The organism is Actinosynnema sp. CA-299493 (assembly GCF_050946825.1).
Taxonomy (GTDB): domain Bacteria; phylum Actinomycetota; class Actinomycetes; order Mycobacteriales; family Pseudonocardiaceae; genus Actinosynnema.
On sequence record NZ_CP191993.1, the window covers coordinates 7565856 to 7586746 of the forward strand.

At 72.6% G+C, this 20891-nt stretch carries 17 protein-coding genes; 9 read left to right on the top strand and 8 right to left on the bottom strand.

Annotated features, from left to right (window positions below):
* Positions 1-10: 10 nt before the first annotated feature.
* The 6 genes from ACQPYE_RS31925 to ACQPYE_RS31950 all read left to right on the top strand — a co-directional run bounded on the left by ACQPYE_RS31925 (position 11) and on the right by ACQPYE_RS31950 (position 7342).
* Complete coding sequence (locus ACQPYE_RS31925) at positions 11-313, top strand: type VII secretion target (RefSeq protein WP_201436683.1); 303 nt, start codon at positions 11-13, stop codon at positions 311-313.
* Entirely contained in the window at positions 313-4419 is a 4107-nt protein-coding gene (locus ACQPYE_RS31930; protein ID WP_498716732.1) for a WXG100 family type VII secretion target, read from the top strand. Before ACQPYE_RS31925 ends, ACQPYE_RS31930 begins: the two co-directional genes overlap by 1 nt.
* Entirely contained in the window at positions 4409-4759 is a 351-nt protein-coding gene (locus tag ACQPYE_RS31935; protein WP_498716733.1) for a toxin-antitoxin system YwqK family antitoxin, read from the top strand. The genes ACQPYE_RS31930 and ACQPYE_RS31935 overlap by 11 nt, the downstream gene beginning before the upstream one ends.
* Positions 4760-4980: 221 nt before the next feature.
* A complete protein-coding gene (locus tag ACQPYE_RS31940) occupies positions 4981-5820 on the top strand; it encodes a hypothetical protein (RefSeq protein ID WP_498716735.1) in 840 nt (279 codons plus the stop codon).
* 241 nt (positions 5821-6061) lie between these two features.
* On the top strand, positions 6062-6646 hold the full coding sequence (locus ACQPYE_RS31945) for a DNA-binding protein (RefSeq protein ID WP_498716736.1): 585 nt from the start codon (positions 6062-6064) through the stop codon (positions 6644-6646).
* Positions 6647-6685: 39 nt separating this feature from the next.
* The gene (locus ACQPYE_RS31950; RefSeq protein WP_498716737.1) at positions 6686-7342 is read left to right on the top strand and encodes an RES family NAD+ phosphorylase; all 657 of its coding nucleotides are present in this window, start codon (positions 6686-6688) and stop codon (positions 7340-7342) included.
* A gap of 1 nt (position 7343) precedes the next feature.
* On the opposite strand, the gene ACQPYE_RS31955 is transcribed toward ACQPYE_RS31950, so the two are convergent.
* From ACQPYE_RS31955 to ACQPYE_RS31975, 5 genes are all read right to left on the bottom strand, one after another.
* On the bottom strand, positions 7344-7907 hold the full coding sequence (locus ACQPYE_RS31955; protein WP_498716739.1) for a GNAT family N-acetyltransferase: 564 nt from the start codon (positions 7905-7907) through the stop codon (positions 7344-7346).
* A 33-nt stretch (positions 7908-7940) separates the two neighbouring features.
* The gene (locus ACQPYE_RS31960; RefSeq protein ID WP_498716741.1) at positions 7941-8531 is read right to left on the bottom strand and encodes a nucleotidyl cyclase domain-containing protein; all 591 of its coding nucleotides are present in this window, start codon (positions 8529-8531) and stop codon (positions 7941-7943) included.
* A gap of 76 nt (positions 8532-8607) precedes the next feature.
* Positions 8608-9291: a Crp/Fnr family transcriptional regulator gene (locus tag ACQPYE_RS31965; RefSeq protein ID WP_498716743.1), complete on the bottom strand. Its 684-nt coding sequence runs from the start codon at positions 9289-9291 to the stop codon at positions 8608-8610.
* A 68-nt stretch (positions 9292-9359) separates the two neighbouring features.
* Positions 9360-11270, bottom strand: coding sequence for a S9 family peptidase (locus ACQPYE_RS31970; protein ID WP_498716744.1), 1911 nt, complete (start codon positions 11268-11270; stop codon positions 9360-9362).
* A 53-nt stretch (positions 11271-11323) separates the two neighbouring features.
* Positions 11324-12337: a TerC family protein gene (locus ACQPYE_RS31975; protein WP_498716746.1), complete on the bottom strand. Its 1014-nt coding sequence runs from the start codon at positions 12335-12337 to the stop codon at positions 11324-11326.
* A gap of 276 nt (positions 12338-12613) precedes the next feature.
* Between ACQPYE_RS31975 and ACQPYE_RS31980 the strand changes: the two genes are divergently transcribed.
* Positions 12614-15481, top strand: a complete 2868-nt coding sequence (locus ACQPYE_RS31980) for an alpha/beta fold hydrolase (RefSeq protein ID WP_498716747.1) — start codon at positions 12614-12616, stop codon at positions 15479-15481.
* Entirely contained in the window at positions 15478-16404 is a 927-nt protein-coding gene (locus ACQPYE_RS31985; protein WP_498716749.1) for an ABC transporter permease, read from the top strand. The genes ACQPYE_RS31980 and ACQPYE_RS31985 overlap by 4 nt, the downstream gene beginning before the upstream one ends.
* Before the next feature lie 51 nt (positions 16405-16455).
* On the opposite strand, the gene ACQPYE_RS31990 is transcribed toward ACQPYE_RS31985, so the two are convergent.
* Positions 16456-16809, bottom strand: a complete 354-nt coding sequence (locus ACQPYE_RS31990) for an MmcQ/YjbR family DNA-binding protein (RefSeq protein ID WP_498716754.1) — start codon at positions 16807-16809, stop codon at positions 16456-16458.
* A 36-nt stretch (positions 16810-16845) separates the two neighbouring features.
* Between ACQPYE_RS31990 and ACQPYE_RS31995 the strand changes: the two genes are divergently transcribed.
* On the top strand, positions 16846-17235 hold the full coding sequence (locus ACQPYE_RS31995) for a hypothetical protein (RefSeq protein ID WP_498716755.1): 390 nt from the start codon (positions 16846-16848) through the stop codon (positions 17233-17235).
* Between the two features lie 35 nt (positions 17236-17270).
* On the opposite strand, the gene uvrB is transcribed toward ACQPYE_RS31995, so the two are convergent.
* Together uvrB and ACQPYE_RS32005 are read right to left on the bottom strand one after the other, a co-directional pair.
* Complete coding sequence (gene uvrB / locus ACQPYE_RS32000) at positions 17271-19427, bottom strand: excinuclease ABC subunit UvrB (RefSeq protein WP_498716756.1); 2157 nt, start codon at positions 19425-19427, stop codon at positions 17271-17273.
* 62 nt (positions 19428-19489) lie between these two features.
* Positions 19490-20785 (bottom strand): DUF5685 family protein, encoded by a 1296-nt coding sequence (locus ACQPYE_RS32005; protein ID WP_498716758.1) that lies wholly within the window; start codon positions 20783-20785, stop codon positions 19490-19492.
* Positions 20786-20891 lie beyond the last annotated feature (106 nt).

Here is a 20891-nt window from a genome sequence, read left to right on the forward strand (position 1 = left end):
GGGGGATCGCATGGCCGGTTTCGAGATCGTCGCGGACACGCTCGAGGCGCACAGCAAGCAGCTGGGCGACCTGGGCGCGCGGTTGCAGGGCGCGGTGGACGCGGCGAAGACCGTGAGCATGCCCACCGACGCGTACGGCATCCTCTGCCAGCCGTTCCGGATGATGCTCGACCCGGTCGAGCAGTACGGGCTGGACGCGCTCCAGGGTGCCGTGGAGGCGATGGACGCCGCCGGCAAGGCGGTCAAGGACACCGTCGACCAGTACCGCGAGATGGAAGAGGCGATCCGGGACAGCTTCAAGGCCGGTGACTGATGGCCGGCGAGAACCCCCTGGTCCAAGCGCCGCCCGCGGAGTCGGGCTCGTTCTTCAACGCGGGCACCGGTGACAACGGGTGGGCCACCGGCATCTCCATCGCCGAGTCGGCGATGGACACGTTCAACGGGATCAAGGACGGCAACTGGGTCGAGGCCAGCCTGGGCATGGTCGGGTTGGCGGCGGACGCCGCCGCGATGGCCATCGACCCGTTCGGCACGCTGCTGTCGTCGGCGGCGTCGTTCCTGATGGAACACATGCAGCCGCTCAAGCAGATGCTGGACTGGCTGGCCGGGAACCCGCCGGTGATCGAGTCCTACTCGACGACGTGGAACAACGTCGCCGAGGAGCTGGGCAAGATCGCCGAGGAGTACACCTCGGGGGTGCGGCGCGGGACCGAGGGCTGGACCGGGTCGGCGGCGGAGACCTACCAGACCAACTCCGCGGTGCACGGTGACGCGCTGACGGGTGCGGCGTCGGCGGCGGGGACCGTGGGCACCGTCGTGGGCCTGATGGGCATGGTCGTGGGGTTCGTGCGCGAGATGGTGCGCGACCTGATCGCGGACCTGGTGGGCAAGCTCATCGCGTGGGTGCTGGAAGCGGTGTTCTCGCTGGGCTTCGGCACGCCGGTGATCGTGGCGCAGGCCGTGACGGCGATCTCCAGGTGGGCCGCGAAGATCGCCAAGATCGTCCAGGACCTGTTGAACACCATCAAGAAGGTCTCGCCGATGCTCAAGCGTCTGGTCGAGGTCTTCGAGAAGATCATGAAGGTGGTCGGCAAGCTGGCCGGCAAGGTCACCGGTCTGGACGTGCTGAGCCCGGGCAACATCAAGCCGGGTGGCTTCCTGCGGACCGGCCGGGCCGACATCGACACCCCCTCCGGCAGCCCGGACACCAGCCCTTCCGGCACCGGCCGTGACCGCGGCACCGGCGATCCGTCCACATCGGACACCCCGCCGCCGTCGAACCGCCCGGGCGACACCACTTCCACCTCCGGCACGACCACCGCCGACGCGCCGTCCACCTCCCGGCCCGGCCGCGGCGACCCGGCCGACCTGCCCACCTCGACCCCCCGCCCCGGCCGCGACCCCGGCGGCCCGGACCACGACCTACCGCGCGGCACCGCACCCGGCCCCGGCAGCGCTTCCCCGGGAAGCACCACGCCGCGCGGCAACTCGCCGATCGGTGAGCACCGCGGCGGACCGGGCGGACAGCCCGCGCCAGGCGGCAACTCCCCCCTCGGCGAACACCGGGGCGGACCCGGCGGCCAGCCCGCACCGGGGAGCTACGGCGGTGGCGGCGGCCCGAGCCCGAACGGCGGCGGCAGCCCGAACGGTGGCGGCAGCCCGAACGGTGGCGGCCCCGGCGGCGGCCCGAGCAGCGGCAGTCCCAGTGGAGGTGGCCCGAGCAGCGGCGGTCCCGGCGGCGGCAGCCCTGGTGGCGGCAGCGGTCCCAGCGGCAGCGGTTCACCCGGTGGTGGTTCACCCGGTGGTGGTTCACCCGGTGGCGGTTCGCCGAACCCGGCGGCCCCGCCGCACCGCGTCGACCAGACCTCCGCGGCGACCGCCGCGGCACCTGAGGCCCCGTCACGCCCGGACCAGCCGAACACCGGCAGTCCCCACACCGGCGGCCCCAGCACCAACGCCCAGCCGAACCAGCCCAGTCCCGGCGGCGCACCGCAGGCCGGCGCGCCAGGCGGTGGCACACCGGGTGGTGGCGGCGCACCGGGCGGCGCGCGTCCGGGCGGCGGCGCGGGCTGGACCGGGACCCCCGGCGGCCGAGGTGACGTCAACTCCGGCGTCCCGAGCGCGCGCGGCCCCGAGAACGCCACCCCCTCCGCGCACCGGCCCTCGGCCACCAACCCCTCGCACGCCGGGCCACCGCACGCCGCACCACCGCACGCGGGCCCGCCGCACAACGGTCCCGGCGCGCCCAACCACGGCCCCACCAACCCGAACGCCGGTCCGGGAGCCCCGCACAGCGGCCCACCGCACGCGGGCCCGACCCACCCCGGCCCCGGCAACACCGGCCCGGCCCACGCCCGCCCCCAAGGCGGTCCGACGCCACCCCACGCCGGTCCCCCGCACGCCGGCCCGACCCACACCAACCCCGCGCCGACCGGCCCACCGCACCAGGGCCCACCTCGCCACGGTCCCGCGAACCCGTCCGCACCGCACTCGCCGAACGGGCCGTCGCACACCACCCCGTCCCAGCACAGCCCGAACAGCGGCCCGCCCAACCGGGGGCCGGCGGGCGCACCGCACCAGCGCGACGGCAGCCCGGACTTCGCCCGCCACCGAGGCGGCGACGGTCCGGTGCCGCACACCCCGAACCGGCCGTTCGACGGCCCGCCGGCCCAGCGGCACTCCGACGCTCAGACGCCCGCGCCCCGCCGGGACCCGGACACGCAGCTCCCGCCGCGTCGCGACCAGGACGGCATCCCCGCCCAACGCCGCGACCCGAACGCGTGGACACCGCCCCACCGCGACGCCGACCCGAGCACCAACCGGCCCGACGCCGACCGGCCGACCACCGACCGGCCCGGCAGCGATCGGCCCGGCAGCGATCGGCCCGACGCCGACCAGCCGGACAACAGCACCCCGAACAGCGACCGGGACGACACCGGCTCGAACACCGGCTCGCCCGACCCGGACGGCCCCCACAGCCCCGACGGTGACCGGCCGGACATCGACGAGGCGCACGCGCGCCACGGCGAGACCACCCCCGCCGGCATCTCGCACCACCGGGGCGACCCGGACATGGGCGACCTGCCGCACCGGGTGCCGCCCGACCCTCGCTACTTCACCGCCGACGTCCACGTCACCCCCGACGGCCGGGCGAGGATCGGTAACCACACCTACACCCCCGAGCAGTACGGCGACCTCCTGCGCCGCAACGGCTGGGACGGCAAGACCCCCATCCGCCTCATCGGCTGCGACGCCGGCAGCAACAACTTCGCCAACCGCCTCTCCCACCACACCGGCGCCGACGTCCTCGCGCCCAGCAAACCCGCCTGGACCGACGCCAACGGCCGCGTCTACACCAGCGACGCCACCATCGGCCCCGACGGCAACCGCCGGCCCGAGATCCCGCCCAACGGCGAGTGGAACACCCACCACCCCGACGGCGCCACCACCAAGGCGAGCGACGACGGCTACGCCCCCGACACCGACAACACCGACCACACCACCCCGGACGACGCCCGGGACCGGGGCGCGGACGACACTGCGGACAACCCGGACGACACCGCGGACACGGGCAGCGACGACAAGTACGCCCGCGACCCGCAGTTCGACCACCACCCGGACCAGCCGCCGCCGGACTTCGCGGAGCCCCAACGGCTGGAGACGCTCGACCGGGACCGGTGCACGTTCGACGAGAACGACCTCATCACGCACTACGACGGCCGCCCGATCGACGACTACCAGCGCGAGGTGCTGACCGACCGGGCCAAGCTGCTCCAGTCGATGGTCGAGGACCGGTCGATCATCCCGGAGTCGGTCCGCAACGACCCGCGCCGCAACCCGGACAACTGGCCGGGCAAGAACATCGTCTGCGTGTCCGTGTCGATCGACCACCGCACGGGCCACGTGTACGAGTCGGTCAACGGCGCGTCCACGGACGTCATCCCGAACGACAAGCTGCACCCGGTGCTGCGCGACCGGCAGGAGGCGATGCGCGGCAACCCGCAGCCGGACGGCTCGACGCCCGGCTACATCCAGCCCGACCGCCGGCCGGGCCTCGAAGGCCAGCCTATGTCGAACAAGCACGGCGAGATCAGGTACGACTACCCGATCAACGACGCGCCGACCCGGCACGCCGAGGTGAAGAACGTCAACCAGATGCTGAACGACCGCGGCGTGCCCGCCGACGTGTCGCCCGAGGAGCTGGACCGCATCCTGTCCGAGATGGTGGTGGACAACGCCTTCATCCCGCCGGGGAAGGGTCCGAACGCGACCGGGGCCTTCCCCGACGTGGCGCCGTGCTGCGCCAACTGCACCCGGATGATCGACGGCGTGCCCAGCGCGACCGAGAAGCTCACCCAGCCGCCGTACCACCCCGACCTCAAGACGATCCCACCGAAGGTCACCCACCATGCGAGTTGAAGCAGACGACGTCGAGGACGACGGCGGCCTGGTGTTCTACCAGGGCGAGCCGTTCACCGGCGAGGTGGTCGAGCAGGGCGCGGACGGCAGCCTGGCGACGCTGTACACCTACGACACCGGCGCCGAGGACGGCCCGTACCGGGAGTGGTACCCGGACGACCGGCCGTACAAGGAGGGCCAGATGCGGATGGGCCTGCCCGTCGGCCTGCACCGCAGGTGGCACCCGAACGGCGTGCTCGCCGAGGAGACCCTGTTCGGCGACCACGCCGACCACCTGGGTCGCCGCAAGTGGGACGAGGCCGGGAACCTCCTGGTGGACACCATGCCGCCCGCGCCGTGACGTCGGGCGCGCCGGCCCGCCGGCGCGCCCGCGGGTTCCGGTGGCACGGGCGGGACGCGGCCGGCCGGCTGCCCGGACCGCCGAACCACCACACCGGACTCGTTCGCGGTTCCCCCGTCGAGTACCGGGTGCGCCGCCTCTTCAACCGGACCACGAGGGCACGTCCTGGCCGTTAAGATCAGCCCGCCGTGTCCGGGGGGAGCCGAAGGGGTGTTCGACGCATGAGCCAGCCAGCCACACCGCTGACCGAGCAGGAGCAGAACCGGCTCGTCAAGCAGATCGGCCGCGCCATGCTCCCCGCGCTGCCGCCGGGGTGGCAGCGCATCCGGGCGGAGTACCGGGCGGCCGGTCGGCACATCGAGGTGGACCTGGCGTTCGCGGGCCCCGACGGGCAGTGGCGGCCGGTGCGCCCGCCGATGGACGTGGTGCAGCTGTTCGGGCAGTTGCGGACCGGGATGTACGAGCCCGTGCGCGGCACGTGGCTGAGCGCGGTGTACGAGATCGAGGCGCCGGCCGCGTTCTCGGTCGACTTCAACGCCGACGACGAGCCGCGCTGGCGCAATGCGCCGCCGGTGATCGGCTTCCAGGACGAGCTGCGCACGTTCCCCCGGCAGGACGAGCGGATCCCGCCGTGGCTGCGGCAGCGCGTCGGCCTGCCGCCGCTGCCCGAGCCCGAGCCGGACCGGCCGGACGGCGAGCTGCGCACCGCGCACGTCTACGACGGCCGTGACGAGGCGGGCCGGCCGGTGGTGAACCGGCAGCTGCTCGACCCCCAGCTGGCCGACGCGCTGCTGACCTACCTGGAGGGCGCGCCGGTCGTGCTGGCCGCGCGTGACCTGGACGTGGACGAGTTCATCCCCGGCGACCAGGACGTGCCGCTGAACTTCCGCACCGACGGCGCCTGGATCTGGGCCGGCGCGGTGCCGCACTACCTCCGCAAGCACGGCCTGCCGCCGGAGCCGGAGCTGGTGGCCCACATCGTGGCCCGCGGTTTCCGGCTCGACGAGGTGGACGAGGCGACCCGCGAACGCGCGGTCACGCTGATCACCGGCGAGGCCTGACCCAGCGACACCGCGATCGGCCGGCCGGCCCGTGCCGCACGCGTGATGTGCGAATGCGACTCCCTCACCTCCCGGCGACCACGCGGGCGTGGAACGCGGCCGATCGCGAGTGAGGCAGAGGTCACCATGCCCGACCTCGGATGTTTACGTAGAGTCGCTAGATGTGCGCACTCTGTCGATGCAGTCCGACGATCGGGTTACCTATGCGCACAAAAGCGCACGCCCGGGATACCCTGTGCGCATGAGTCCTGCGCTGGAGGCGGTGTTGGCCAAAGCAGGTCTGCAGGTCACCCCCGACGAGTTCCTGTCGCTGGTGGCCGACGCGGCGAAGAAGCTGGCGCCGCCACACCCGGATCCCGCGAGCTACTTCCCACCCGACCAGCGCGACGCGCTGGAGGACGTCGGCCTCGACCTGGGCCCGCACCGCGTCCTCGACGACCAGGGGCGCGCGCGGACCGTGGTGGCGCACGCCGTGCTGCGCGACTCGGCGCTGACCGTCGCCGAGGCCGCACGGCAACTGGGCGTGGACACCAGCCGCATCCGGCACCGGCTCGGCGTCGGCCGCCTGGTCGGCTGGAAGGACCGGGGCAGCTGGCGGCTGCCCGCCTGGCAGTTCGCGGGCGGCGGCGTGCTGCCGGGGCTGGAGGCCGTGCTCGCGGCCGTGCCACCGGACCAGCCCGCGCTCGTGGTCGCCGGGTTCATGACGACCGACCAGGAGGACCTGGTGGTGGACGGCACGCCGACGGCGCCGCGCGAGTGGCTGCTGGCCGGCGGTGAACCCCGCCGCGTCGCGGCACTGGCCGCACAGCTGGGCACGCCCGCCTGACCGGCCGCCCTCCCCTGTCGCCGAGAACCTTGGACACGCATGTCACGGCTCCCCCAGCCGCCCGCTCCCGCTGTGCTCCAGGCGACCCTGCGCCGCACCGAGGACGTCGTGGCGGTGCACCGGGCCACCCGGTTGGTGCGCGTCTTCGCCGCGAAGGGCCTGCACCCGCAGCGGTGGAACAGCTTCCGCTACACCGGGCCCCTGCCGCACGCGCGGTTCGACACCCAGCCGGTCGGCCCTGACGGCTCGCCGACGCACGCCCACGACCAGGGGGTGCTGTACTTCGGCCTGACCGTGCGGACGTCGGTGGCCGAGGTGTTCCAGGCGACGTCGGTGGTGGACCGGCGCACGCGCAGCCCGTTCCTGGTGGTGATGAGGCCGCGCCGGACGCTGCGGCTGCTCGACCTGACCGGCCTGTGGCCGACCCGGGCGGGCGCGTCGCAGGAGATCAGCGCCGGGCCCAAGGCGATCACGCAGCAGTGGGCGCGGGCGATCCGCGCGGCCTACCCCGAGCTGGACGGGCTGTGGTACCGCTCGTCGATGGACGCCGGCGACCCGGCGGTGTGCCTGTGGGACCCGCCGGCCGGCACCGGCCTGCCCGCCTCGCCGGACGTGCTGCTGCCGTTGGAACACCCCGGCCTCGACCTGCCGCTGGCACGGGTGTGCGAGGAGCTGAACTACACCCTGCTCGGTTGAGCTAGACCCTGCTCGGCTGACCGCGCCGGCGCGGCGCCGGGAGGAACCGGGCGTACCTGACCTCGGGCAGCTCCTGGCCGCCGAGCTCGTAGCGGTTCACCAGCCCGTCGTGCCGCCAGCCGTGCGACTCGTAGAACCCGCGGCTGCGGGCGTTGTCCTGGAACACCCACAGGACGGCGTACCGGAACCCCTGGTCCATCAGGTGGCGCAGCCCGGCCTCGTGCACCTCGTGCCCCGCGCCCTGCCCGTGGTAGCGCGGGTCGGCGTAGATCGCCACCAGCTCCCCGGTGTGCAGGTCGGGGTGCGCGTCCTTGGACTCGCGGACCGCGTCGACCGCGCAGTAGGCGCCGATCCGGCCGGCGCTCTCGTCGACCGCGACGAACACCCGGCTGGGTTCGGGCAGCCTCAGCACGCGCGTCCACGCCGGGAGCCTGCTCTCGGGCAGCATCCGGTCCAGCACCGGGTCGTCCACTATCCCGCGGTACGAGTGCTGCCACGCGTCCACGTTGATCCTGGCGATCTCGGGCGCGTCGTCGGGCCGTCCGGCCCGCACGGTCCACTGCATCCGGTGAGAGTGCCGCAACCACGCCGCCGTCCGCTAGCCATTGGCCCAACCCCGACGGGGCGCGCCGGTGCACACGTACCCCGAGTAGCCCTGGTTCTTCACCCGGAACCGGGTGAACCGGAACCGGGTGGGGTCGAGCTCGTGGAACCGGGTGCGCACGACGTCGTCGTGCAGCTGCTGCGAGATCACCAGCACCAGGTCGTCGTCGGCGGTGGCCGCGAGCGCGTCGCGGACCACCTTGGCGTCGAGCAGCCGGCAGGTCACGATCGGGGCGTCGCCGACCAGCCCGAACGCGCCCGCGGTGAGCGGGCCGCAGTGCATGGCCACGCGCATCCGCAACGGCGTGCCCGCGCGGCGCAGGTCGGCCAACGCCTCGGCGAGCTGCTCGGTGAAGTGGGCGACCACCCACGCGGCGTCGGCGTCGGTGGGCAGCACGGCCAGTTCGCCGTCGCCGCGCACCTGCCGGTACCACAGGTCGCGGTCCAGCCCGGCCTTGCGGGCGGCCACGTCCAGCAGGTCGCTCAGCCGCGACTGGACCAGCGACTGGTCCAGCGCGTCGAGCTTGCTGTAGCCCTCGACGTCCACGGCCACCACGAGGCGGTAGACCAGTCCGTGGAGGGGCATCACCATGTCCAGCGTCACACGAGGAGCATCGTCCCGGACCGCGTTCGGAAGTAGGGCGATCACCGGGTTTCCCGTTTCACAGTTCGGCGATCTTCCGCAGCACGTCGCGGTCCACGATCGTGGTGGTCCGGTAGCCCATGGTTATGACGCCCCGGTCGCGCAACGCGCGCAGCTCACGCCGGGCGGTGTCCTCCTCCGCGCCGACCAGCGACCCGAGTTCGCCCTGGGTCAGGCCGAGGTCCAGGGTCACCCCGTCGGGCGAGACGCGCCCGTAGGCGTCGGCCAGGTGGTTGAGCACCCGCGCCAGCCGCACCGACGACGGGTAGCCGTTGACGTCGACCCGGCGCTGCTGGTTCCACCTCAGCGTCTTCATGATCATCCGGGTGAGGGCGAGGTTCGCCTCGGGGAACTCGCCGAGGTAGCGCTGGAACTGCGCCGCGGTGACCACCCGGGCCCGCGTGTCGACGCACGCGGTCACGGTCGCCGATCGCGGCTCGCCGCTCAGGAACGCCATCTCGCCGACCACGTCGCCGCCGACCTTGATGTTGAGCAGCGCGACCCGACCGTTCTCGAGCGTCTCGGTCACCTTGACCAGCGCCTGCAGCAGCACGACGACGTGGTCGCTGTCCTCGCCCTCGCGCATCATCACGTCGCCGCGGCGGAACACCTTCGGCGCGCCGAGGTCCAGCAGGGCGTGCTGCGCGGCCGGGACGAGCAGGTCCAGGAACGTCCCGGCGGGCCAATCGAGTGGGGTAGCCATCCCAACTCCCTCCACGAAAGACCAGTCTGCCGTTCGCGGAGGGAGTGGATCAGCGGTTTTGCCGGATTTCAGGCCAAATGACGAGCCCACCAGTCCAGGACGGCCTCGAACCGCTGCGCGCGGTGGCGCGGCTTGCCCGAGCGGGTCAGCTCGTGGCCCTCGCCGGGGAACACCAGCATCTCGGCCTCGACGCCGTTGCGGCGCAGAGCGACGAACAGCCGCTGCGCCTGCTCCAGCGGGCAGCGCCAGTCGTGCTCGGAGTGCACGACCATGAACGGCATGGAGATCTTCTCGGCGTAGGTCAGCGGGCTCATCGCGCGCTGGGTCTCCAGGCTCGGCCCGCAGTAGGCGTCGGCGAAGAACCAGCCGATGTCCGAGGAGCCGGCGAACGAGTCCCACGCGTTGACGGCGCGCTCGCTCCACGCGGCGCGGAACCGCTCGCCGTGGTGCGCGGCCAGCCAGGAGGTCATGAAGCCGCCGTAGGAGCCGCCCATCACGCCCACCCGGTCGGTGTCGAGGTCGGGGCGCTCCAGCGCGAGGTCGAGCACGGCGAGGACGTCGTCCACGTCGACCGTGCCGAACCCGCCGATCACGGCCTGGCCGTGCGCCTGGCCGTACCCGGCGGACCCGCGCGGGTTGGGCAGCACGACCGCGTAGCCGGCCGCGGCGTACACCTGGGCCTCGTCGTAGAACCCCCAGCCGTGGTACATGAACGGGCCGCCGTGCACGGCCAGCACCACCGGGTGCGGGCCCTCCCCCTCGGGCAGCACCAGCCAGCCGTGCACCGGGTAGCCGTCCGGCGCGGCGCCGGTCAGCTCGACCGCCGGCCGCAGCGGCACGGTCGAGCCGAAGTCGGTCAGCGGGCCGCCGCCGACGAGCTCGACCTCGCCGGCGTTGCCCGAGGTCGACACCACGGCCACGACCCGGTCGCCGTCCGCGGCGAAGGACCTCACCTCGGCCCGCTCGCCCGCCAGCAGCTCCAGGTCGGCCAGCACGGCAGCGTCGGCGTCCAGCGGCACGCGGCGCAGCTCGACCGCGCCCCGGTTGCGGACCGCCACGAGCACGCCCGAGGCGGTCGGCACCGGCGCGCCGGCGGCCTTCTCGCAGTCGACGGTCTCCAGGTCGGTGAGCCGGGTGAGCCGCTCGCCGTCGAAGCGCCACAGGCTCGTGTTCCGCGCGATGGCGGCCGTGCCGGGCGCGTGCTCGGGCGAGTAGAACAGCACGCCGCCGTCGGGCAGCGCGACCGGCAGCACGGCCGCGCCGGGCGTCCGCACCACCAGCTCGGGCTCGCCACCGGACGCGGGCACGCGGTAGACGTCGTTGTGGAAGGACTCGGCCGCGCCGAGGTCGCGTTCGGCCAGGAACAGCACGGCCGCGCCGTCCGCCGTCCAGGCGGGGTCGGCGACGGAGCACGTGCCGTCGGTCAGCTCGACCGGCTCGGCGTCGGCGTCCAGCGCGTCCACGGTGAACAGCCGCGCGTGCCGGTCGGCGGTGAAGCCGACGTCGTCGAGCCGGTAGTCCAGCCGGGTGATGTGCCGCGGCGCCTCCGCGTCCGGCGTCGGCACGTCCCCGCCCTCGACGAGCGGCGCGCCGTAGCGACCCGCTTCGGGGACCCGCGAGGTGAACGCGATCCGCCGCGAGTCCGGCGCCCACGCCGGCACGCCGGCGCCCAGCCGCAGGTCGGTGAGCGCACGCGCCTCACCGCCGTCGGCGGGCATCACGTGCAGCTGCGGCGCCTCGCCGCGGGCCGTGACGCGCAGGAACGCGACCCAGCGGCCGTCCGGGGAGATCCGGGGTGCCAGGTCGCGTTCCGCCCACGTCCAGCGCTTCGTCCCGCCGCCGTCCAGGGCGACGCGGTGCAGCCCGCCCCGGTAGGCGTTCGCGGCGACGTCCGGGGTGGAGACGTTCACCAGGACGAGGTCCCCACGCACCGACACGGAGCCGGGCTGGGTCAACGACTGCAAGTCATCGGGGCGCACGCTTCAGCACGTTACCGCACCGATCATTAGCAAGGCTCACGAGATTTTGACGCTCACAGATGGTCACTGGAGGTGGGCACCGGCTTGACCGCCTCGGGGTGGCGACGCACCTTGACCAGGCTGGCGATCGTGGTGATGGCCAGCACGCCCACGATCACCGAGAGCGACACCTCGATGCCGATCGTCGGCACGTGCAGCGGCTCACCGCCGTTGAGGAACGGCAGCGAGTTGGTGTGCAGCGCCTCCAGGATCAGCTTCACGCCGATGAAGCCGAGGATCACCGACAGGCCGATCGACAGGTACACCAGCTTGTTCAGCAGGCCGCCCAGCAGGAAGTACAGCTGCCGCAGGCCCATCAGCGCGAACGCGTTCGCGGTGAAGACCAGGAACGGCTCCTTGGTCAGGCCGAAGATGGCCGGGATGGAGTCGAGCGCGAACAGCAGGTCCGTGGTGCCGATGGCGACGATGACGATGAACATCGGCGTGACGAACCGCTTGCCGTCGATCTTCACGAACGACTTGCCGCCCTGGTAGCCGTCCACCACCGGGTACACCTTGCGGACGAGCCGGAGCGCGATGTTCTCCTTGTACTCCTCCTTCTCCTCCTCGTTGTGGTCCGTCCGCGCCAGCTTGTAGCCGGTGTAGATGAGGAACACGCCGAAGAGGTAGAAGACCCAGCTGAACTGGGCGATGACCGCCGCGCCCACGGCGATGAAGATGCCGCGCATGACCAGCGCCATCAGGATGCCGATCAGCAGCACCTTGTGCTGGTGGATCGCGGGCACCTTGAAGGTGGTCATGATGATCAAGAAGATGAACAGGTTGTCGACGCTCAGCGAGTACTCGGTGATGTACCCCGCGAAGAACTCGCCCGCGTAGACACCGCCCGAGAAGAACCAGATGCCGATGCCGAACAGGACCGCCACACCCACGTAGAAGGTGACCCACCGGGCGGCTTCGCCGATGGTGACCTCGTGCGGTTTGCGGTCGACGATGAAGAGGTCGATGGCCAACAGGACCACCAGGCCGGCGATCGTGGCGAACCACAGCCACACGGGAACAGACACGACTCAAACCTCCGGTGCATCGCGCGCACGCCAATGACCGGAGGTCTCCTCCGCCGATCTCAACGACCGACCGGCGGCACCGGGAACCTCACGCCAGGCTCCGTGCTGACGACACCGCCGCGAGGGAGTACTCCCCTCCACGCCTCCACAGTGTCACGCATGAATGCGGTCCGGCGCCAGCGGAGGTGATCAGAGGCACCCGTCCGGGGCCTGACCGGTGGTTCCGGCTGAGAGCGCGACGCGGTGCTGACAGTCCGTTCTCAGCCAATCACGCCTATGGTCAACTCCGTGGCCTCCCTCAACCGCCTCCGCGGCAGGTGGTCGCTCCCCGCGCTGGTCGTGCTGGTCGCCCTGGTGGGCGCCATCGTGGTCTTCACGCGCCAGGGGGACGACCCCGCCCCGGTGAGCACCCGCGACGCGGTGATCGACGTGCCGGAAAGTCCGGACAGCGACCGCACCGTGCAGATCGACACCACCCTGTACCTGCCCGAACGCACACCCGCACCCGCCGTCCTGCTGCCGCACGGCTTCGGCGGCAGCAAGGCCGCCGTCGCCGCCCAGGCCACCGAACTGGCCCAGCGCGGGTTCGTCGTGCTGGCCTACTCGGCGCGCGGCTTCGGCCGCAGCACCGGCCAGATCGCCCTGAACTCCGTCGACCACGAGGTCCGCGACGCGCAGAAGCTGCTCGACTGGCTGGCCACCCGCGAAGAGGTCGTGACCGACCGCGCCGGAGACCCCAAGGTGGGCGTGACCGGCGGTTCCTACGGTGGCGCGCTCGCGCTGTCGCTGGCCGGCGTCGACCCGCGGGTGGACACGATCGCGCCGGTCATCACCTACAACGACCTGGCCCAGGCGCTGCTGCCGAACTCGGGGCGCCCCGAGGGCGTGCCGACCGACACCCCGGCGGCGGGCGCGTTCGCCGACGAGGGCGTGTTCAAGAGGTCGTGGGCGGGCATCTTCTTCTCCGCCGGCCTGTCCGGCGCGGACGCCACCAACCCCGGCCAGGAGGCCACCGAACCAGGCCAGGACGACTCGCAGGGCGTCGACAGCGCCGCCGCCGCGGTCACCACGCCTCAGCCGCAGGGCGACAACGCCCGACCGGCCGGACCGCTGAACGGCGCGTGCGGCCGGTTCCAGGCCGACGTGTGCGCCGCGTACACCGAGGTCGCGACCACCGGCAAGGCCGGGCCGCAGACCCTGGAGGTGCTGCGGCGCGCGTCGCCGGCGGCCGTGACGGGCCGGATCACCCAGCCGACGCTGCTGGTCCAGGGCGAACAGGACACCCTGTTCGGCCTCGACCAGGCCGACGCCAACGCCCGCCAGATCGCCGCGAACGGCGCGAAGGTCAAGGTCGTCTGGTACTCGGGCGGCCACGACGGCGGCTCGCCCGGCCCGGAGCTGCGCGGCCAGATCGCCGACTGGATGGCGTTCCACCTGGAGGGCAAGGGCAGCGACCCCGGCACGAGCTTCGAGTACACCGTGGTCGGCGCGTTCCGCAGCAGCGGGACGCCGTCGTTGCGCAACGTCGTCGCGCCGAGCTACCCGGGCCTCGACGGCTCGGCGGGCGCCGAGCGCCGGGACGTGCCGCTGACCGGCCGTGAGCAGGTCGTGGTCAACCCGGCGGGTGGCAACCCGGCGGCGGTGTCCAGCCTGCCCGGTCTCGGATCGGTGGTGGCGCGGTCCAGCTCGCTGTCGTCGCGGCTGTCGATCGACCTGCCCGGCCAGGCGGCGGTGTTCCAGAGCGAGCCGCAGACCGCGCAGACGCTGCTGACCGGCGCGTCCACGGTGCGGCTGCGCGTGGCCGCCGTGCCGGGCCAGCCGGTGCCCGCCGAGGGCGCGGTGCTGTTCGTGAAGCTGTACGACGCCGACGCGAGCGGCGTGCGGACGCTGCCCGGCTCGGCGGTCGCGCCGGTGCGGGTGACCGACCTGCCGGCTGACGGCACGCCGGTCGAGGTCACCGTGACGCTGCCCGGCGCGGTGCGCCCGGTCGAGGCCGACCACCGGTTCCAGCTGGTCGTGTCGACCACCGACATGGCGTACTCGAACGCCGCCGAGCCCGCCGCGTACCGGATCTCGCTGGCCTCGCCCGCGCTGTCGGTGCCGGTGGTGCCGGGCGTGAACGCGACCAGCGAGGTGCCGACCGGCGCGCTGTGGGGCATCGCGATCGTGCTGGTCGTCTGCGTCATCGCGGGCGTGGTCGCGTGGTTCCGCCGCAGGCTGACCGCGGACGTCGACCCGGAGCTCGAGTCGGTGCCGCTGGTGATCGAGAACCTGAGCAAGTCCTACGCCGGCGGGTTCGTCGCGGTGAAGGACCTGTCGTTCCGGGTGGAGCACGGCCAGGTGCTGGGCCTGCTCGGGCCCAACGGCGCGGGCAAGACCACCACGCTGCGCATGCTGATGGGCCTGATCCGACCCACCGAGGGCGGCATCAGGGTGTTCGGCCACCGGATCGTGCCGGGCGCGCCGGTGCTGTCGCGGATCGGGTCGTTCGTGGAGGGCTCCGGCTTCCTGCCGCACCTGTCCGGCGCGGAGAACCTGCGGCTGTACTGGGCGGCCACCGGCCGGCCGCTGGAGCAGGCCCACGTCGAGGAGGCCCTGGAGATCGCGGGTCTGGGCAACGCCGTGCGGCGGCGCGTGCGGACCTACAGCCAGGGCATGCGGCAGCGGCTGGCGATCGCGCAGGCCATGCTCGGCCTGCCGGACCTGCTGGTGCTGGACGAGCCGACCAACGGGCTCGACCCGCCCCAGATCCACCAGATGCGCGAGGTGCTGCGCCGCTACGCGGCGGCCGGGCGCACCGTGCTGGTGTCGTCCCACCTGCTCGCCGAGGTCGAGCAGACGTGCACGCACGTGGTCGTGATGCACAAGGGTTCGCTGGTCGCGGCCGGTCCGGTCGACGAGATCGCGACGGGCGGCGGCGAGGCGAGCTTCAAGGTCGACCGGCCGGACGAGGCGGCCACCGTGCTGCGGAGCCTGGCCGGCGTGCACGACGTGCACGTCGACGGCGAGCAGGTCCACGCGAGCCTCAACGGCACGCCTCGCGCGTCGGCGTTGCAGGCGCTCGTGGCCGCGGGTGTGGCGGTGGACCAGGCCGGTCCGCGCCGCCGGTTGGAAGACGCGTTCCTGGAGTTGGTGGGGGAATGAGCGAGAACGGTGTGCACACCGATCCGGCCGCGATCTCCGATCTGACGGACGCCGCGGAGGCCGAGCACTCGTCGGTCGCGCCGGACGGGTCGAAGGTCGGGTACCGGGCCGGGCGGACGTTGCCCGTGCGGGTCGAGCTGGTGCGGCAGTTGCGCCGCAGGCGGACGCAGTTGGTGCTGGGTTTCCTGGTGCTGCTGCCGTTCATCCTGGTGGTGGCGTTCGAGCTGGGGCAGTCGTCGCCGAACCGGCGGGCGGGCGGCTTCGTCGACCTGGCCACGGCCAGCGGCGTGAACTTCGTGATCCTGACGCTGTTCGTGAGCAGCAGCTTCCTGCTGCCGATGATCGTGGCGCTGTTCTTCGGCGACACGATCGCGAGCGAGGCGTCGTGGTCGTCGTTGAAGTACCTGCTGGCCGCGCCGATCCCCCGGCACCGGCTGCTGCGGCGCAAGGCGCTGGCGTCCGGGCTGATGTCGGTGTTCGCGCTGGCGCTGCTGCCCGCGGTGGCCCTGGTCGTCGGCGTGATCTGGTACGGGGCGGGCGAGGCGGTGTCGCCGACCGGCGAGGCCGCGTCCTTCGGCGCCGGCGTGTACGGGGTGGCGCTGGCCGTGGTCTACATCTCGATCCACCTGTTCTGGGTGGCCGGGCTGGCGCTGTACCTGTCGGTGTCCACGGACGCGCCGCTCGGCGCCGTGGGCGGCGCGGTGCTGGCGTCGATCGTGTCGCAGATCCTCGACCAGATCACCGCGCTGGAAGGGCTGCGGGACTACCTGCCGACGCACTACGCGTTGGCGTGGGCGGACCTGCTGTCGTCGGACGTGGACTGGGCGCAGATGACGAAGGGCACGTTCTCCGCCCTGGCGTTCGGGGCGTTCTTCACGCTGCTGGCGGCGCGGAAGTTCGCGCGCAAGGACATCACCAGCTGAGTCGGGTTCCGCGGAACGGCGCACCGGGTGGTCCTGGTGCGCCGTTCCCGTTCAGGAGGCTGACGGCCGCTTGGCCTTGGGCAGCTTGTCCACGACGAGCTGGTAGGACAGGTCGAGGAGTTCGAGCAGCTCGTCGTCCGGGACCGCGCCGCCGACGCGCACGCGGTTCCAGCCGTAGCGCCCGATGTAGGCGCTGACCGAGACGTCGTCCGGGTACAGCTCGCGCCAGTGCCCCGCGTCGTCGGCGGTGGCGCCCGACTTCACGCCGACGCTGCCGCCGTCCAGCCCGACGAACGCGAAGATCTTCCCGCCGACCTTGCAACACAGCTCGCCGTCACCGAACGGGTAGGTCTCCTCGGCGCCGGGCTTGGCCAGGCAGTGCGCGATCACGTCGTCCACCGTCATGGCGCCACGCTAACCGGTGGCATTTAAGGTGATCACGTGACTGTCTACACGGACGAGGAAGGCCGGACCCTGCGCACGGCGGTCTTCGGCGCGATGGTGCTGGTGTCCACGGCCGAGCCGGGTGCGCTGGACGAGGAGAGCCACGCGGGCATCCGGGCGATGGCGACGTTCTCGCCCCGGTTGCGGCAGGTGCTCGGCGCGGCGCGGCCCGAGTTGCCGGCGGGGTCGGCGGCCGATGTGGAGGACGGTGTGCTGGCGGCGTTGCGGCGGTCGGTGGCGATCGTGGCCGCCAAGGCACCCGACGAGGTCGGGGCGTTCTCCGCCGCGGTGCTCGCGGTGTGCGAGGAGGTCGCTTCGGCGGACGGGCAGGTCGGAGCGGCCGAGGGCGCGGTCGTCGGGAAGGTGCGGGCGGCCTTGGCGGGCTGATCCCCGTGGATGCGGGGACCAGCCCGCCAAGGCCGCTACTTGAAGGCCGCGTCCATGCCGCGCAGTTCCTTCTTCAGGTCCTGGATCTCGTCGCGCAGCCGGCCGGCCAGTTCGAACTGCAGCTCGCGCGCGGCGTTCATCATCTGGTCGGTCAGTTGTTGGACCAGGTCGGCCAGTTCCGAGCGGGCCATGGAGCCGGTGTCGCGGTCGGTCAGGACGCCGGAGCCGGCGCGGCCGTTGGCGCCCGGGTCGCCGGTCGGCTTCTTGCCGCGCGAGGTGTTGCGGCCGGAGCCGCCGGGGGCGATGGCGTCCTCGGCCTCGGCGTAGACCTGCTCCAGGATGTCGGTGATCTTCTTGCGCAGCGGCTGGGGGTCGAGGCCCCGCTCCTCGTTGTACGCGACCTGCTTGGCCCGCCTGCGGGTGGTCTCGTCGATCGCGTGCCGCATCGAGTCGGTGATCCGGTCCGCGTACATGTGGACCTCGCCGGACACGTTGCGGGCCGCGCGGCCGATGGTCTGGATCAGGCTGGTGCCCGAGCGGAGGAAGCCTTCCTTGTCCGCGTCCAGGATGGCGACGAGGGAGACCTCCGGGAGGTCCAGGCCCTCGCGCAGCAGGTTGATGCCGATCAGGACGTCGTACTCGCCCAGTCGGAGCTGGCGCAGGAGTTCGACGCGGCGCAGGGTGTCGACCTCCGAGTGCAGGTACCGCACCCGGATGCCGAGTTCGAGCAGGTAGTCCGTCAGGTCCTCGGCCATCTTCTTGGTCAGCGTGGTGACCAGGACCCGCTCGTCCTTCTCGGCACGCACCCGGATCTCGTGCACCAGGTCGTCGATCTGGCCCTCGGTCGGCTTGACCACGACCTGCGGGTCGACCAGGCCGGTCGGGCGGATGACCTGCTCGACGAACTCGCCGCCGGTCTGGCCCATCTCGTACGGGCCGGGCGTGGCCGACAGGTACACCGTCTGGCCGATCCGGTCGGCGAACTCCTCCCAGGTCAACGGGCGGTTGTCCATCGCGCTCGGCAGGCGGAAGCCGTGCTCGACCAGGTTGCGCTTGCGCGAGGCGTCGCCCTCGTACATGCCGCCGATCTGCGGCACGGTCACGTGCGACTCGTCGATGACCATCAGGAAGTCGTCCGGGAAGTAGTCGATGAGCGTGGCGGGCGCGGTGCCGGGGCCGCGGTCGTCGATGTGGCGCGAGTAGTTCTCGATGCCGTTGCAGAAGCCGACCTGGCGCATCATCTCGATGTCGTACGCGGTGCGCATGCGCAGCCGCTGCGCCTCCAGCAGCTTGCCCTGCCGCTCCAGCGTGGCCAGCCGCTCGGCCAGCTCGATCTCGATGTTGCGGATCGCCTTCTCCATGCGCTCCGGGCCCGCCACGTAGTGGGTGGCCGGGAAGATGCGCAGCTCCTCGACCTCCTTGACCACGTCGCCGGTCAGGGGGTGCAGGTAGTAGAGCTTGTCGATCTCGTCGCCGAAGAACTCGACCCGCAGCGCCAGCTCCTCGTACGCCGGGATGATCTCCACCGTGTCGCCGCGCACGCGGAACGTGCCGCGGTTGAACGCGATGTCGTTGCGCGTGTACTGGATGTCGACCAGGGCGCGCAGCAGCAGGTCGCGCTCGACCTCGGCGCCGACCTCCAGCTTGATCGACCGGTCCAGGTACGACTGGGGCGTGCCCAGGCCGTAGATGCACGACACGGACGCGACCACGATCACGTCACGCCGGGTGAGCAGGCTCATCGTGGCCGAGTGGCGTAGCCGTTCGACGTCCTCGTTGACCGACGAGTCCTTCTCGATGTAGGTGTCGGTCTGCGGGATGTACGCCTCGGGCTGGTAGTAGTCGTAGTAGCTGACGAAGTACTCCACCGCGTTGTCCGGGAAGTACCCCTTCAGCTCGTTCGCCAGCTGCGCGGCCAGCGTCTTGTTCGGCGCCATCACCAGCGTGGGCCGCTGCACCTTCTCCACCAGCCACGCCGTGGTGGCCGACTTGCCCGTGCCGGTCGCGCCGAGCAGGACGACGTCCTTCTCACCGGCGCGCACCCGCCGCTCGAGGTCCGCGATCGCCGCGGGCTGGTCACCCGCGGGCTGGTAGTCGCTGACCACGCGGAACCGCCCGCCGGTGCGGGGGATGTCCCCGACGGGGCGGTGGGACGAGTGCGCCTTGACCGGGATCTCGGTTGGGAAAGCCACGGGTACGACGGTACGCCGGTGGTACGACAATTTCCGATCCGGCCCAGGTCAGCGGCCTTTGATCAGCAGTTGCAGTCGCACCCGCCGCAGTCGCAGCCCGGACCGCAGTCGCAGTTGCACCAGGCCTCGCGGGGCTTGCCGCTGAACGGGCCGGGGTACGGGTCGCGGCAGCAGTACTGGCACGTGCCGCACTGGTAGAGCACGGCCAGGCAGCCCAGGAACGCGCCGCGGGTCACCGGTGGCCGCTTCAGCTTGGGCCAGCACCACAGGCCGCTGCCGGGAGGGGGCGGCTCGGCGCCGCGCCGGCCCTTCTTGCCGCCCTTCGGCGGCTCGGGAGGACCGCCGCGGCCGGGAGCCGAGGGCGGCGGCACGTGACCGGGCGGCGGCATGCTGCCGGGGTGCGGGCCGGGCTGCCCGTGGGGACCGCGCGGCCCGGGCTGGGCGGCCGGCGGGTACATCCCCGGCGCGGGCTGCCAACCGGGAGGCGGTGGCGGGTTGTGCCCGTGCGAGTGGGGGTCGCCGAACGCCCGCCGGATCGACTCGCGCACCTCGTGCACCAGCAGCACGTGCACCAGCCGGTCGTCGGCGAACTCGACCTCCTTCATCGCCAGTTCGATGCCCGACGCCGCGTCGTCGCACAGCCGCCGCGCCTCGTCGGTGGTGGTGCCGGTGGCGACCAGCGGGTTCCACGCGCCGGACGCCCGGTCCTCCGCCAGGTCCTCCACCGCGTCCGCCAGGTGCGCCAACCTCCCGAACAGCCGTCCGACCTCCCGCAACGGCGCCGCGTTGGCCGGCCGCCCGGCCAGCACCGCGGTCTGCGCCACGGCCTCGCCCGCCGCCGTCGCGGTCGGCTCGGTCACGGTCAGCACCGACGACCCGGGACCCGCCGCGGCCTCCACCGACGACTGCCGCCGCACGGCGTCCACCAGCACCGCCGTGTCGAACCCCAGGTCGACGCCCGTCTCCGACGCCTGCGCCGCCCACCGCCGCGCCACCTGCCTGCCGACGCCGCGCATCGGGGCCCGCGCGAACACGCCGTCGCGGTCGGACACGTGGTCCCCGACCTTCGCCGAGGCCAGCACCAGGGACACCGACGCGGCCAGGCGCGCGCCCGTGCCCACGGCGACGTCCGCCGACTGCATGCCCCTCAGGGCGCACGGCCCGGCGGAGCGCCGCGACCGTCCCGCCTGCGCCTCCACCAGGGCGGAGATCACCAGGCCGTCGTAGTTGGTGACCACGCGGGCCAGGTGGCCGTGATCGTCGCGCAGCGCCAGGCACAGCCCGCACAGGTGCGCCAGCCACGACTCGCGCAGCTCGGGGTCCAGGCGGTTGCGACAGGGGCGGATGATGCCGAACATGGCGGGAAGAGTAAGCGATCCTCATACTTTCGGGTGACAGAAAGGAGCATTCCGCCGGTGTCGATGCCTAAGGTCGGCGCTGTGACGTCGAGTGCCGCCGGGACCC

Bases quoted from the DNA above. Each gene is read 5' to 3' on its own strand.
- ACQPYE_RS31925 (WP_201436683.1), top strand. From the start codon at position 11: ATGGCCGGTTTCGAGATCGTCGCGGACACGCTCGAGGCGCACAGCAAG.
- ACQPYE_RS31930 (WP_498716732.1), top strand. From the start codon at position 313: ATGGCCGGCGAGAACCCCCTGGTCCAAGCGCCGCCCGCGGAGTCGGGC.
- ACQPYE_RS31935 (WP_498716733.1), top strand. From the start codon at position 4,409: ATGCGAGTTGAAGCAGACGACGTCGAGGACGACGGCGGCCTGGTGTTC.
- ACQPYE_RS31940 (WP_498716735.1), top strand. From the start codon at position 4,981: ATGAGCCAGCCAGCCACACCGCTGACCGAGCAGGAGCAGAACCGGCTC.
- ACQPYE_RS31945 (WP_498716736.1), top strand. From the start codon at position 6,062: ATGAGTCCTGCGCTGGAGGCGGTGTTGGCCAAAGCAGGTCTGCAGGTC.
- ACQPYE_RS31950 (WP_498716737.1), top strand. From the start codon at position 6,686: ATGTCACGGCTCCCCCAGCCGCCCGCTCCCGCTGTGCTCCAGGCGACC.
- ACQPYE_RS31955 (WP_498716739.1), bottom strand. From the start codon at position 7,907: ATGCAGTGGACCGTGCGGGCCGGACGGCCCGACGACGCGCCCGAGATC.
- ACQPYE_RS31960 (WP_498716741.1), bottom strand. From the start codon at position 8,531: ATGCCCCTCCACGGACTGGTCTACCGCCTCGTGGTGGCCGTGGACGTC.
- ACQPYE_RS31965 (WP_498716743.1), bottom strand. From the start codon at position 9,291: ATGGCTACCCCACTCGATTGGCCCGCCGGGACGTTCCTGGACCTGCTC.
- ACQPYE_RS31980 (WP_498716747.1), top strand. From the start codon at position 12,614: ATGGTCAACTCCGTGGCCTCCCTCAACCGCCTCCGCGGCAGGTGGTCG.
- ACQPYE_RS31985 (WP_498716749.1), top strand. From the start codon at position 15,478: ATGAGCGAGAACGGTGTGCACACCGATCCGGCCGCGATCTCCGATCTG.
- ACQPYE_RS31990 (WP_498716754.1), bottom strand. From the start codon at position 16,809: ATGACGGTGGACGACGTGATCGCGCACTGCCTGGCCAAGCCCGGCGCC.
- ACQPYE_RS32005 (WP_498716758.1), bottom strand. From the start codon at position 20,785: ATGTTCGGCATCATCCGCCCCTGTCGCAACCGCCTGGACCCCGAGCTG.